Annotated in this window: 11 protein-coding genes; 7 read left to right on the top strand and 4 right to left on the bottom strand. The window is 60.4% G+C overall.

The window, feature by feature from the left end:
- Window positions 1-111: 111 nt before the first annotated feature.
- Entirely contained in the window at window positions 112-546 is a 435-nt protein-coding gene (locus QF045_RS22065; RefSeq protein WP_065884521.1) for a MarR family transcriptional regulator, read from the bottom strand.
- Window positions 547-667: 121 nt separating this feature from the next.
- Window positions 668-2,794, bottom strand: a complete 2,127-nt coding sequence (recQ, locus tag QF045_RS22070) for a DNA helicase RecQ (RefSeq protein ID WP_306494019.1) — start codon at window positions 2,792-2,794, stop codon at window positions 668-670.
- A gap of 277 nt (window positions 2,795-3,071) precedes the next feature.
- Here recQ and QF045_RS22075 point away from each other — a divergent pair, with 277 nt between their 5' ends.
- The 3 genes from QF045_RS22075 (at window position 3,072) to QF045_RS22085 (ending at window position 7,651) form a co-directional block, all read left to right on the top strand.
- The gene (locus tag QF045_RS22075; RefSeq protein ID WP_306494020.1) at window positions 3,072-3,659 is read left to right on the top strand and encodes a YecA family protein; all 588 of its coding nucleotides are present in this window, start codon (window positions 3,072-3,074) and stop codon (window positions 3,657-3,659) included.
- Window positions 3,660-3,679: 20 nt separating this feature from the next.
- On the top strand, window positions 3,680-4,063 hold the full coding sequence (locus QF045_RS22080) for a YbaN family protein (RefSeq protein WP_306494021.1): 384 nt from the start codon (window positions 3,680-3,682) through the stop codon (window positions 4,061-4,063).
- 117 nt (window positions 4,064-4,180) lie between these two features.
- The gene (locus tag QF045_RS22085; RefSeq protein WP_306494022.1) at window positions 4,181-7,651 is read left to right on the top strand and encodes a PAS domain-containing hybrid sensor histidine kinase/response regulator; all 3,471 of its coding nucleotides are present in this window, start codon (window positions 4,181-4,183) and stop codon (window positions 7,649-7,651) included.
- Between the two features lie 63 nt (window positions 7,652-7,714).
- Here the strand turns inward: QF045_RS22085 and rmuC are convergent, their stop codons facing one another.
- Together rmuC and QF045_RS22095 are read right to left on the bottom strand one after the other, a co-directional pair.
- The gene (gene rmuC / locus QF045_RS22090; protein WP_306494941.1) at window positions 7,715-9,079 is read right to left on the bottom strand and encodes a DNA recombination protein RmuC; all 1,365 of its coding nucleotides are present in this window, start codon (window positions 9,077-9,079) and stop codon (window positions 7,715-7,717) included.
- 175 nt (window positions 9,080-9,254) lie between these two features.
- Complete coding sequence (locus tag QF045_RS22095) at window positions 9,255-9,578, bottom strand: sel1 repeat family protein (RefSeq protein ID WP_306494023.1); 324 nt, start codon at window positions 9,576-9,578, stop codon at window positions 9,255-9,257.
- Window positions 9,579-10,033: 455 nt separating this feature from the next.
- Here QF045_RS22095 and QF045_RS22100 point away from each other — a divergent pair, with 455 nt between their 5' ends.
- The 4 genes from QF045_RS22100 to QF045_RS22115 all read left to right on the top strand — a co-directional run bounded on the left by QF045_RS22100 (window position 10,034) and on the right by QF045_RS22115 (window position 13,188).
- Window positions 10,034-10,339: a hypothetical protein gene (locus QF045_RS22100; RefSeq protein ID WP_306494024.1), complete on the top strand. Its 306-nt coding sequence runs from the start codon at window positions 10,034-10,036 to the stop codon at window positions 10,337-10,339.
- Window positions 10,340-10,781: 442 nt separating this feature from the next.
- Window positions 10,782-11,006 carry a hypothetical protein gene (locus QF045_RS22105; protein ID WP_005790139.1) on the top strand — a complete coding sequence of 75 codons (225 nt, stop codon included), beginning with the start codon at window positions 10,782-10,784 and terminating at the stop codon, window positions 11,004-11,006.
- 276 nt (window positions 11,007-11,282) lie between these two features.
- Window positions 11,283-11,765, top strand: coding sequence for a hypothetical protein (locus QF045_RS22110; RefSeq protein WP_306494025.1), 483 nt, complete (start codon window positions 11,283-11,285; stop codon window positions 11,763-11,765).
- A 145-nt stretch (window positions 11,766-11,910) separates the two neighbouring features.
- The gene (locus tag QF045_RS22115; RefSeq protein ID WP_306494026.1) at window positions 11,911-13,188 is read left to right on the top strand and encodes an OmpP1/FadL family transporter; all 1,278 of its coding nucleotides are present in this window, start codon (window positions 11,911-11,913) and stop codon (window positions 13,186-13,188) included.
- Window positions 13,189-13,215 lie beyond the last annotated feature (27 nt).

The following is a 13,215-nucleotide window of genomic DNA, read 5'->3' on the forward strand; positions in this document are numbered from 1 at the left end:
AGCGGCTCGCTTCGCATCGTGGTTACCGTAGGCTGCTACAAAGTTGTGTAGATACCTATGGCTATCGGGGGCAAGCCCCCTCCCACCTTTTGATCTCCAATGGACTTGAAATCAGGACTTTTCCAGATTCGCCAGGATGTGCCCGTGCACGCGCATGCACACGCGCAGATCCTCTTCATCCACGCCAACGAACAGTTCATGACGCAACGCCGTGGCGATGGTCTCGATCTGGTCGATGAGCGGCCTGGCGGTGTCACACAGCAGGATACGTTTGGCGCGGCGGTCTTCCACTACCGCCTGGCGTTGCACCAGGCCCTGACCTTCCAGGCTGTCGAGCAGACGCGCCAGGGTCGGCCCTTCTACCCCGACACTTTGTGCCAGTTCACGCTGCGTAGGTGCTTCGGTAAAACGGGCCAGGTGCAACAGCACCAGCCACCGCGCCTGGGACAAACCCAGCCCCGCCAAACGGCGGTCCAGCTCGGCGCGCCAACCACGGGACATCTGCGCCAACTGCATGCCAAAGCGGTGTTGATCGGTTAACGGCATAAAAAACTCATGTTTTAGACTGAAAATAAAGTGTGGCCAATTATTAGTCAGCTAAGCATGAGCCCTGTCAGTAGGCAAGGCCCGGCGTGGACTGATTCGTTACATTGTCGTAATTGGTACACTAAATCTCGAATTCAGACTGCAAAGCGGCACGAACGCAGTACAAGACGCCCTCGGGAACACGCCCGGTAAACAGTGGCGCGATCTCCGCGACAGGCGGCAATTCGCCTTCCCCGTCGAGAAACGCATCCTGGATTTCGCCGAGCAAATCCTCAGGCAAATCAAGGGCCTGTTCCAACGACAGCTGCTGCTTGCCGATGGCTTCGGCGAGCAACGTATACACGTTCTTTTCCGAGCACTGCAGTTGGCCGGCGATCTGCAGCGGGGTCATGCCGGCACGGGCCAGGCTGATCAGTTCGTGGCGAATATCGGCGACTTCCCTGGGTGCTTCGGCCTGGCCACCGAGCACTTCGAGGAAGGCCTGGCCATAACGCTCCAGCTTGCGCGCGCCCACACCGCTGACCCTGGCCATCTCGGCCAGGGTGGTGGGTTGCTCGCGAAGCATCTCCAACAAGGTCGAGTCGGGGAAGATGACGTAGGGCGGCACACTGTGTTCCTGCGCCAGGTTGCGGCGCAGGGTACGCAAGGCTTCCCACTGTTCGCGCTCTTCGCCACGCACCAGTTGGCTGGCCTGGCTGGTGCTGCTCTTGGCGGTGGTTTGCGGTTTGAGGTCACGGCGCAGTTCCAGGCTGACTTCGCCCTTGAGCAAGGGCCGGCAGCTGTCGTTCAGGCGCAGGCCGCCGAAGCCTTCGATATCGATGTCCACCAGCCCGCGCGCGACCATCTGGCGGAACAGTGATCGCCATTCGCCTTCGGCGCGGGCCTTGCCGACGCCGTAGACCGAGAGTTTTTCGTGGCCGAAACTGCGGATTTTTTCGTTATCCTTGCCCAGCAGTACATCCACCAGATGGCCCACGCCATAGCGCTGACCGGTGCGGTAGATCGTCGACAACGCCTGACGCGCCGGCTCGGTAGCGTCCCAGGTCTGCACGCCGTCGGTGCAGTTATCGCAATGGCCGCACGGTTGCGGCATGTCTTCGTCGAAGTACGCCAGCAGCGTCTGGCGCCGGCAGCGGGTCTCTTCACACAGCGAGAGCATGGCGTCGAGTTTGTGCTGTTCCAGACGTTTATGGCGCTCGTCGCCTTCGGAGTTCTGCAGCATCTGCTTGAGCATCACCACGTCTTGCAGGCCGTAGACCATCCAGGCATCCGCCGGCAGACCATCACGGCCGGCGCGGCCGGTTTCCTGGTAATAGGCCTCGAGGGACTTGGGCAGGTCCATGTGCGCCACGAAACGCACGTTGGATTTGTCGATGCCCATGCCGAAGGCGATGGTCGCCACCATGATCAGGCCTTCCTCGTTGAGGAAGCGCTTCTGATGGGCCGAGCGTGTTTCGTTGGGCAAGCCGGCGTGATAAGGCAGCGCCGGGTAGCCTTGCTCACAGAGGAACGCGGCGACTTCATCGACCTTCTTGCGTGACAGGCAATAGACGATACCCGCATCGCTGCGGCGCTCGGACAGGAACGCCAACAACTGCTTGCGCGGCTGTTCCTTGGGCACGATGCGGTAGAAGATATTCGGTCGGTCAAAGCTCGACAGGAAGCGCTCGGCATTCTGCAAGTGCAGACGCTCGACGATCTCTTCGCGGGTCCGCTTGTCGGCGGTGGCGGTCAGGGCAATACGCGGCACGTCGGGAAACAGCTCCGCCAGTTGGCCGAGCTGCAGGTATTCGCGGCGGAAATCGTGGCCCCACTGCGACACACAGTGAGCTTCGTCGATGGCGAACAGGGCAATTTCCAGGCTCTGCAGGAACGCCAGCATGCGCGGCTGCACCAGCCGTTCCGGCGCCAGGTAGAGCATCTTCACTTCGCCGCGCTTGATCCGCGCCGCCAGGTCGCGCTGCTGCTCGGCGCTGAGGGTGGAATTCAGGGAAGCGGCGGCGACGCCGAGTTCTTCCAGGGTGGCGACCTGATCGTCCATCAATGCGATCAATGGCGACACCACCACGGCCAGGCCATTGCGCAACAGCGCGGGCACCTGGAAGCACAACGACTTGCCGCCACCGGTAGGCATCAGGACCAGGGCATCGCCGCCACTGGCCACGCGCTCAATGATCGCACCCTGGCGGCCACGAAAACTGTCGTAGCCGAAGATGTCCTTGAGGACGCGTTGAGCCTGCTCGAGCATGTAAAACTCCAAAATGGTGCCGAAATCCCTCTGTACAGGCTGGCCAAAAAAAACCGCTTTCATGGAAAATAATCCGTAAGCGAAGTTTTCCCGGACTGCTGCGTGGCCTGCAGGGGCATCACAAAACGCGGCAGTATACCCGAGCGTTCACCGGCAAAGGGCGCGACTGACGAATAGACCGCAGCCGTCTAAAACCTTGCAAAAATGCACTGCGGCTGGCCTGGGCGCTCAAGAAAGCCTAGAATTCAGCATCGTTTATTCCCAAGGTAGTCCTTCAATGTCCTTCGCTGAGCAACTAACCCGCCTGCAAGCCTTCCTCGACGCCGATGAGCTGCATGACGAGGCGCTGGACTACGTGGCCGCCCACGGCTACCTGACCGCGCTGTCGATCTGCTCCGAAGAAGTACCCGAGCGTGAATGGATCGACGCGCTGTTCGCCGAAGAGCCTCACTACGCCGACGACGCCCAGCGCGAAGAAATCGAAGCCACCCTGCTGGCCCTCAAGGCCCACATCGGTCGCCAACTGGCCTCCGACGAGGAATTCGAGCTGCCTTGCGAGCTGGACCTGGGCGAAGATCCGGACGATTCCGACCTGCGCGGCTGGTGCATCGGCTTCATGGAAGGCGTGTTCCTGCGCGAAGCCGCCTGGTTCGAAACCGCCGAAGAAGAAGTCAGCGAAATGCTGCTGCCGATCATGGTCGGTTCGGGCCTGTTCGACGACCAGCCGGAGTTTTCCGATATCGCCGCCGACGCCAACCTGATGGACGATATGATCGTGCAGATCCCCGAAGCCCTCACCGCGCTGTACCTGCTGTGCAACGCGCCTGACGAAAAACCGGCGATCCTCAAGCCACGCCACCACTGAGTCGCTTGCCCGTGGACCCCATGGGCACCCGCTCGCCGCTCCTGCGTTACGCGCTGCTGGCCATCGGCTGGCTGAGCGTAGCGTTGGGGGTGATCGGCATTTTCCTGCCGGTATTGCCCACTACACCCTTTCTGCTGCTGGCGGCCGCCTGCTTCGCGCGAAGCTCCCCGCGCTTCTACCACTGGCTGGTGGAACATCCGCGCCTGGGCCCCTGGATCCGCGACTACCTGGACGGTAATGGCATCCCGCTCAAAGGCAAGGTCTACGCCATCGGCTTGATGTGGCTGAGCATCGCACTCTCCTGCTACCTGGTGCCCCTGCCCTGGGCACGAGGCTTCATGCTGACCAGCGCCATACTGGTGACGATCTACATCCTGCGCCAGAAAACCCTGCCGCCTCGCTGAGCACGCCTGCGACATTCGCCCTCACGCGACCTTGGTCGACACTGACTAACCCCAAGCATTCTGCGAGACTGTCCAACCGGGCCTGGAATGCCCGGTGTTCCTATGCTCGGAGTTACCATGACGCTGTCCAGCGGGCTGATCGCCGCCGTTGCCCTGGCCTATATGGCCATTATGTTTGCCATCGCCTTTTACGGTGACCGTCGCCATGCGCCGCTGCCACCACGCGTGCGTGCGTGGGTGTATAGCTTGTCGCTGGCCGTGTATTGCACCAGTTGGACTTTCTTCGGCGCGGTAGGCCAGGCGGCCGAACAGCTGTGGGCATTTTTACCGATCTACCTGGGGCCGGTACTGTTACTGGTGCTGGCGCCCTGGGTGCTGCAGAAGATGATTCTGATCAGCAAGCAGGAAAACATCACCTCCATCGCCGACTTCATCGCCGCCCGCTACGGCAAATCCCAAACCCTGGCCGTGGTGGTGGCGTTGATCTGCCTGGTTGGCGTATTGCCTTATATCGCCTTGCAGCTCAAAGGCATCGTGCTGGGCGTTAACCTGTTGATCGGCTCCGGCCCCGAGACCACGGGCACCCGGGCCCAGGACACAGCGCTGATCGTGTCGCTGGTGCTGGCGCTGTTCACCATCGTGTTCGGTACCCGCAACCTCGACGCCACCGAACACCACCGGGGCATGGTGCTGGCGATTGCCTTCGAATCCCTGGTCAAGCTGTTCGCATTTCTGGCGGTCGGGGCGTTTGTGACCTACGGGCTGTACGACGGTTTCGGCGATCTGTTCAGCCAGGCGATGCTCGCGCCACGCCTGGAGGAATACTGGAAAGAGACCGTCAACTGGCCGTCGATGGTGGTGCAGACCGGCGTTGCGATGATGGCGATCATCTGCCTGCCCCGGCAATTTCATGTGACGGTGGTGGAGAATATCGACCCGCAGGACTTGCGTGTGGCCAAGTGGGTATTCCCGGCTTATCTGATCCTGGCCGCACTGTTCGTGATCCCCATCGCCTTGGGCGGCAAGATGCTGTTGCCCGGCTCGGTGCTGCCGGACTCCTACGTGATCAGCCTGCCGATGGCCGAAGCCCACCCGGCCCTCGCCGTACTGGCCTTCATTGGCGGCGCTTCGGCGGCCACCGGCATGGTGATCGTGGCGAGCATAGCCTTGTCGACCATGGTTTCCAACGACATGCTGCTGCCCTGGCTGCTGCGCCGCTCCAGCGCCGAACGCCCCTTTGAAGTGTTCCGCCACTGGATGCTGTCGGTGCGCCGGGTCAGCATCGTGATCATCCTGCTGCTGGCCTATGTGAGCTACCGACTGCTGGGCTCCACCGCGAGCCTGGCAACCATCGGCCAGATCGCCTTTGCCGCCGTGACCCAGCTCGCACCGGCGATGCTCGGTGCGCTCTACTGGAAACAGGCCAACCGGCGCGGCGTGTTTGCGGGCCTGGCGGCCGGCACATTCCTGTGGTTCTACACGCTGGTCCTACCGGTTACCGCGAAAAGCCTGGGGTGGTCGCTGAGCCTTTTCCCCGGCCTGACCTGGATGCATTCCCACCCATTCGGGTTCTCCGTGACCTCACTGACGTTGGGCACCGTGTTCTCACTGGCCGGGAATTTCACGCTGTTCGTGTGGGTGTCGATGCTGTCGCGTACACGGGTGTCCGAACATTGGCAGGCCGGCCGCTTCATCGGCCAGGAAATCAGCCAGCGCGCCAGCGCCCGTTCCATGTTGTCGGTACAGATCAGCGACCTGCTCAGCCTGTCTGCACGCTTTGTGGGTGAGGAACGCGCCCAGCAAAGCTTTATCCGCTTCGCTTATCGCCAAGGAAAGGGCTTCAACCCCAACCAGAATGCCGACAACGACTGGATCGCCCACACCGAGCGATTACTGGCGGGCGTACTCGGCGCATCCTCGACACGCGCCGTGGTGAAAGCGGCGATCGAAGGACGCGACATGCAGCTCGAGGATGTGGTCCGGATCGCCGATGAGGCGTCCGAGGTGTTGCAGTTCAACCGCGCCCTGCTGCAAGGGGCGATCGAGAACATCACCCAGGGCATCAGCGTGGTGGATCAATCGCTCAAGCTGGTGGCGTGGAACCGGCGCTATCTGGAGCTGTTCAACTACCCCGACGGGCTGATCAGCGTTGGCCGGCCGATTGCCGACATCATCCGCTACAACGCCGAGCGCGGGTTGTGCGGTCCCGGTGAGGCGCAAGTGCATGTGGCGCGACGCCTGCACTGGATGCGTCAGGGCCGCGCGCACACCTCCGAGCGCTTGTTCCCCAACGGACGCGTGATCGAGTTGATCGGCAACCCAATGCCCGGTGGCGGCTTTGTCATGAGCTTCACCGACATCACCGCGTTCCGCGAAGCCGAACAAGCGCTCACCGAGGCCAACGAAGGCCTGGAGCAACGGGTGACCGAGCGCACCCATGAACTGTCGCAGCTCAACGTCGCGCTGACTGAGGCCAAGGGCGTGGCCGAAACCGCCAGCCAGTCGAAAACCCGCTTTCTGGCAGCCGTCAGCCACGACCTGATGCAACCGCTGAACGCTGCACGCCTGTTCTCCGCCGCCCTTTCCCACCAGCACGAAGACCTGTCGAACGAAGCCCGGCAACTGGTGCAGCATTTGGACAGTTCGCTGCGCTCTGCCGAGGACTTGATCAGCGACCTGCTGGATATCTCGCGCCTGGAAAACGGCAAGATCAATCCACAACCCCAGCCTTTTGTACTCAACGAGCTCTTCGACACCTTGGGTGCTGAATTCAAGGCCCTGGCCCATGAGCAAGGCTTGCGCTTCCGTTTGCGCGGCAGTCGCCTGCGGGTGGACAGCGACATCAAGTTGTTACGGCGCATCCTGCAGAATTTCCTCACCAACGCCTTCCGCTATGCCGACGGCCCGGTGCTGCTCGGCGTGCGTCGCCGCAAGGGCGAACTGTGCCTGGAAGTCTGGGACCGTGGCCCTGGCATCCCGCTGGATAAACAGAAAGTGATTTTCGAAGAGTTCAAGCGCCTGGACAGCCACCAGACCCGCGCCGAAAAGGGCTTGGGCCTGGGCCTGGCGATTGCCGACGGCCTGTGTCGCGTACTCGGCCATCGCCTGAGCGTGCGCTCGTGGCCGGGCAAGGGCAGCGTGTTCAGCGTGCGCGTGCCGTTGGCGCGCAACCAGGCAAGTGCGCAGCATCAGGCACCCCAGGAAAGCGGCCTGCCGCTGAGCGGCGCGCAGGTGTTATGCGTGGATAACGAAGAAAGTATCCTCATCGGCATGCGCAGCCTGCTCACACGCTGGGGCTGCCAGGTGTGGACCGCTACCGGCCAGGCCCAATGCGCGGCACTGTTGGCTGAAGGCATGCGTCCGCAGGTGGCACTGGTGGATTACCACCTTGACCATGGAGAGACCGGTACTGAGTTGATGGGCTGGCTGCGGGCGCAATTGGCCGAGCCGATTCCCGGCGTGGTGATCAGCGCAGACGGGCGCCCGGAGATGGTGGCGCAGGTGCATGGCGCGGGGCTGGATTACCTGGCAAAGCCCGTGAAACCGGCGGCATTGAGGGCGTTGTTAAGCAGGCACTTGCCTCTGTAAACGGGATGTACTCGGTAAAAAATGCGGGAGGGGGCAAGCCCCCTCCCGCATTTTGGTCGCATTCTATTCGGAAGAATGCGCTACACCATCAGCGTCCGTCATCGCGCGCTCCAGCAAATCCGCCGGCAGGCTTTTGCTGGCACGCGCGCCAAGCAGGCGCAGTTGTTCAGTGCGACTGACCAGATTGCCGCGTCCATCCGTAAGCTTGTTACGCGCTGCGCTGTAAGCCTTGTCCAACTGCTGCAGGCGGTTACCCACTTCGTCCAGATCCTGGATAAACAGCACGAACTTGTCGTACAGCCATCCGGCGCGCTCGGCGATCTCCCGGGCGTTCTGGCTTTGGCGTTCCTGCTTCCACAGGCTGTCGATGACCCGCAGGGTAGCCAGCAAGGTGGTGGGGCTGACAATCACGATATGACGATCAAAGGCTTCCTGGAAAAGGTTTGGTTCGGCTTGCAGCGCCGCGGAAAACGCCGCTTCAATCGGCACGAACAGCAGCACGAAATCCAGGCTGTGCAAACCTTCCAGGCGCTTGTAATCCTTGCTGGCCAAGCCTTTGACGTGATTGCGCAGGGACAGTACATGCTGCTTCAACGCTGCCTGGCCAATCACCTCGTCATCCGCCGCGACGTACTGCTGATAAGCGGTCAAGCTGACCTTGGAGTCCACCACCACCTGCTTGTCACCCGGCAACATGATCAGCACGTCCGGCTGGAAGCGTTCGCCATCCGGGCCTTTGAGGCTGACCTGGGTCTGGTACTCGCGCCCCTTCTCAAGGCCCGCATGTTCCAATACCCGCTCGAGGATCAGTTCGCCCCAGTTGCCCTGGGTTTTCTGGCCTTTGAGGGCACGGGTCAGGTTGGTGGCTTCGTCCGACAGGCGCAGGTTCAATTGCTGTAGGCGCTCAAGCTCCTTGGCCAGGGAAAAGCGTTCGCGGGCTTCGTTCTGGTAACTTTCTTCAACGCGCTTTTCGAAGGACTGGATGCGCTCCTTGAGTGGGTCCAGTAGCTGGCCCAGGCGCTCCTGGCTGGTTTCGGCAAAGCGTTGCTCGCGCTCATCGAATATCTTCCCGGCCAGTTCGGCAAACTGTGCGCGCAGTTCATCGCGGGAACCTTGCAGGTCGGCGAGGCGCTGCTGATGGCTGTCCTGCTGTTCGCGCAGCTCGGCGCGCAAGGCCGCGGCCAGGGCGTCAAGCCGGCGCAGCTCGGTTTCCTTGGCGCTGCGATCCAGGTTCCAGGCGTGGGCGGCGTCGCGGGCGTTGTCGCGGTCGATCTGCAACAGCTCGACTTCACGGCGCACGGCGGCCAGGTCGGCCTGCTTGGCGGCGTTGGCCTGGCTCAGATCGCTGATCTCGTCGCGGCTGGCGTCCAGTTGGGCGCCAAGCCCTTCCTGGGCCAGTTGCGCGATCGCCAGGCGCTCTTCCAGCAACTCCCAGCCGATGGTGCGCGCGGTCAGCCGCTGTTGAATCTGCCAGCACAACGCCAATAACGGCAGCGCTGCGCCAGCAAGCCCCAGGGCGACGCTGGTCCAGTCGAAAACCATAGCCATCTCTGCCATCACCAAAAAAGAGCAAGGTTAACCAAGCAACGCACGGGAGGACAGCTCAGTCTTCGACCTGGCCCAGTTCACGCTGAGCGCGACGGTCGCCGGCGCGGGCCGCTGAACGCAGCAGGTCGTGGCCGATACGCCGATCGCGGGCACTTCCGCATTCACGGCACATCAATTGGCCCAGGCGGCTCTGCGCAGCCACCACACCTTCGCGCGCAGGCTGCTTGAGCAGACGACCAGCCAGGTGCTTGATGTTGGTACTCTGCCCCAGGCGCGGGCTGTCCAGGAGCCACAAGGCGACTTTCAAAGAGAAACGCTTGGGCGCGGTAACAGATCGGAGAGTGTCGGTAACAGAAGGTGATACTGAGCGAAACTTCATAAAGCACTGTGGGGTAGAACCGAAGGCGCGCCACTCTACTCTTTTTTTCGTACAGGTAAAGCTGAAAAAACGCTGCACGCCCGTTCTAGAGCAAGCGCTTGGGACAATCCACAGAAGCTGTGGATAACTCAGTGGACAACCCTGCTTTAACTCGCGCAAAGGCCCATGGAACGGGGGCCGCAGTCAAACTGACGATTTTTTCACCAATAAAAAAAAGCGAGATTTTTCATTGACTTAAATTTTGATTACAGGCAAATGGGCAGGCTCCAGCACTGTCACCGGCGAAGTTACGCGCGCTGCGACAAATGTGCACAAGTACACAGCCAATGGTTATATCCACGGCTTTTTTTGGTCCGACACGCTCGGAAAATGTTACTGCCAGCCAACCGGGGACCTTTTCAAACCGGTCGCGGCTCGCCACACTTCCCCACCGACAACGCAACCGTGCAGGGCCGATGAAAGGAATTCTGTTATTCGCCGCTTTGCTGCTGGCCATCTGCGCGACATCCCTGGGCATCAATGCGCTGTTACCGTCCCCGGATGGCGCCCTGTTCGCCATCGCGATCCTGCTGTCAGCCGCCCTGACCGCTGTGAGCCTGTGCATCGAGCTGAGTGATGGCGGGATCAATGACATGCGTGATGTGATGCGGGTCATCGAAACCGGCCAGTCCTTGCGCCTGACGCTCGCCGCGTACGGGCTGGGTTGCACCCTGGCGGCGGCCATAACTGTGTTGATCTATCGTGGGTTGCTGGGTGGCTGAAAGTTTTTTTGCCTGGTCGCTTCCTTTCCTTGTTTCGATCCGTTACTATCCGCGGCGTTAGTACCAAGCTGAAAGTCAATTCTGGCCGAACACATCCCTTGAACAACATCGGACCGGCCACCTCGATGGTTTCCAGGTATCACTTGCGACGACACTGCCTTTGAATAAGCAAAGGGTGCCGCGAAGTCTGCATACTCTGACCGAACCAACCTGCAAATTGATCAGGATCTTCACCCCGGGCCCAGAACCTTTGCCCTTGTTGTGTTGCCTGCCCTCCTAAGTACCTACCTGCCAGCCCAAGCGCGCCTAATTGAATAGCGCTTCAAACTGGCTGCTTTGTTCCAGACTAGGTTCTTTCGCTTGATCAATGGTGATCAGCGTTTCTGGAACGTTTTAACGTTGCACGGTTCTTATCCGTGTCATTTGTAGGAACACCAATAATATGAACGCTCAAATCCACACTCAGGATGCCATCCGCACCCTCACCAACGCTTTTGCCCCAATGAACTGCCTGATCATGGCCGCTCGCAAAGGCTGCTTCAGCTTCACCTTGGTCAACGAACACGGCATCGCACGTCACAGCGAACGCCTGTACCCCGATCAATACTCCAGCGCAGAGCCGCTGCAGGCCGTGATCGAGCGTACCCGTCAGGCACTGACTGCCTGATCGACCCGAGTCGCTGAAACACAAAAACCCTGCCTGAAAAGCAGGGTTTTTTATTGCCTGGAATTTGACCCAGGTACTTTTTACTAAGCACGAATAGATATAAACGTTATAACCGGATAAAGAAGATGTTTTAAAAACAGTCCTTTACAAGACGAATATGACACTACACTTCAACTCAAGCGGCATGATCCGCTTGCGACGGGCCTGAGATCCGATCCACCGCTGCCAAGCCCCCCTTCTCAGGCCCGTCAATCATTCCGACGGACTGAGGCTCTTATGGGTATTGCCGCCAGCGAATTGTGTCGCTATGTGATCAGACCGACCTTGATGTACCTCGGCTGTCATAACCCGACCGCCGAATCCCTGTTGCTGGGCATCGCCGCCAGCCAGTCGGAGCTTGGCTCAGCCTTGCATGACCGCCGCGGCCATGGCCTCTACAGCATCACCGAACCGCGCCACCGCGCCCTTTGGGACACCTACCTGGCGCTCGACCCGGAACGGGCGAGCCTGGTGCGAGGATTAGCCAGCCAACATGCATTCCTCAGTGCGCCCCAGTTGGAGTTGACGGTGAACCTGCGTTACGCCACGGCGATTGCCTGGTTGCTGGTGGAACAGCATCGCCCTGCCTTGCCCGCCGCTGGCGATGTACTGGCGATGGCACGTATCTGGAAAGAAATATTTCACCCTCAAGGCCGGCTGCGGGATTTCTCCCAGGCCTGGCAAACCTGTGTCTCCCCAATGAAACAGGTGACCTGCTGACCGGGCAAATTGCAAGATTCGCCAAAACCCGGTGAATCTGGTCGGATTGTCCTACAAAACCGCTCTATCTCCTGCGTTACAGCCTATAGCGCGATGACAAATTTATTGATACTTTCCGCAGCGGTGATCACACGGAGTTCTAATAATGAAAAAAGTAATGCTCAAGACCACACTTAGCCTCGCCGTTGCCATGGCCTCCTCCCAACTGTTCGCCAGCGGCTTCGCTCTGAACGAACAGAGCGTCAGCGGAATGGGTACCGGTTTCGCAGGTCGTTCTTCATCTGCCGATGATGCAAGCACTGTCTATGGTAACCCTGCCGGTATGGCTCGCCTGAATGGCCAGCAGATCACCGGTGGTGTCGCAGCCATTGATGCTTCCACTGATATCAGCGACGTCAGCGGCCGCTCCCGCGGCAGCAACAAAGGCGATATGGTGCCTTTCACCGCCGTGCCGTTCGGTTTCTACACCAACAAACTCAACGACCAGTGGGCAGTCGGTTTCGGCGTCTATGCACCGTTTGGCCTGATCACTGACTACGAAAGCGGCTTCCAGGGCCGTGGCTTTGGCAGCAAGAGCGAAGTAAAAGTCATGACCTTCCAGCCGACGGTCAGCTACGCGTTCAACGATCGCGTTTCCGTCGGTTTTGGCCCGACCATCAACCGCATTTCCGGTACGCTGGAATCGGACATCACGCTCAACCCTGCCGCGCCAGATACCAATATCAAGATCAAGGGTGACGACACCGCGCTGGGCTTCAACATCGGCGTGCTGGTACAAGCTACCGATACCACCCGCGTCGGCCTGACCTATCACTCCAAGGTCAGCTACAAGCTGGACGGCCACACCGAAGTGACCGCGCCAACCGCGACCTCGCCGTTCCTGCGCAGCAACCGCTACGACGCTTCGCTGAAGATCGACACGCCTGAGTCCTACGACCTGTCGGTGACCCAGGACCTGACCGACGCCTGGAAGCTCTATGCCGGTGCCACCTGGACCCGCTGGAGCCGCCTCAAAGACATCACCGTCAACAACGACGGCGTCAGCGGCGCAACCGGTGGCGCACTGGCCCCTGCGCTGGTAGGCACCATCAAGGAAGACCAGAACTGGCACGACACCTGGGCTTACGCCTTGGGTACTTCGTACCAGCTGACCAAGCAAGTGGTGCTGCGTACCGGCCTGACGTTCGACCAGTCGCCGACCAACAACACCGATCGCTCGCCACGCATTCCTACCGGCGACCGCACCATCTTCAGTCTGGGCCTGGGCTACGAGGTCATGCCGAACATGACCATCGACGTGGCCTATTCCTACCTGAAGGAAGAGGACGTCAAGGTGGCACGCTCCAACCAGTTGGCCAGCTACAACGCCAAGTATGAAAACAGTGCCAACGGTTTCGGCCTGGGCATGACCTACCGCTTCTGATTCGCTGCGGTATAAAAAAAGCCCCGC

Source organism: Pseudomonas sp. W4I3, assembly GCF_030816195.1.
Lineage (GTDB): Bacteria > Pseudomonadota > Gammaproteobacteria > Pseudomonadales > Pseudomonadaceae > Aquipseudomonas.

What these genes read in the sequence shown, in the direction of transcription:
- QF045_RS22065 (WP_065884521.1), bottom strand. Translation starts at nt 546, where the DNA reads ATGCCGTTAACCGATCAACACCGCTTTGGCATGCAGTTGGCGCAGATG.
- recQ (WP_306494019.1), bottom strand. Translation starts at nt 2,794, where the DNA reads ATGCTCGAGCAGGCTCAACGCGTCCTCAAGGACATCTTCGGCTACGAC.
- QF045_RS22075 (WP_306494020.1), top strand. Translation starts at nt 3,072, where the DNA reads ATGTCCTTCGCTGAGCAACTAACCCGCCTGCAAGCCTTCCTCGACGCC.
- QF045_RS22080 (WP_306494021.1), top strand. Translation starts at nt 3,680, where the DNA reads ATGGGCACCCGCTCGCCGCTCCTGCGTTACGCGCTGCTGGCCATCGGC.
- QF045_RS22085 (WP_306494022.1), top strand. Translation starts at nt 4,181, where the DNA reads ATGACGCTGTCCAGCGGGCTGATCGCCGCCGTTGCCCTGGCCTATATG.
- QF045_RS22095 (WP_306494023.1), bottom strand. Translation starts at nt 9,578, where the DNA reads ATGAAGTTTCGCTCAGTATCACCTTCTGTTACCGACACTCTCCGATCT.
- QF045_RS22100 (WP_306494024.1), top strand. Translation starts at nt 10,034, where the DNA reads ATGAAAGGAATTCTGTTATTCGCCGCTTTGCTGCTGGCCATCTGCGCG.
- QF045_RS22105 (WP_005790139.1), top strand. Translation starts at nt 10,782, where the DNA reads ATGAACGCTCAAATCCACACTCAGGATGCCATCCGCACCCTCACCAAC.
- QF045_RS22110 (WP_306494025.1), top strand. Translation starts at nt 11,283, where the DNA reads ATGGGTATTGCCGCCAGCGAATTGTGTCGCTATGTGATCAGACCGACC.
- QF045_RS22115 (WP_306494026.1), top strand. Translation starts at nt 11,911, where the DNA reads ATGAAAAAAGTAATGCTCAAGACCACACTTAGCCTCGCCGTTGCCATG.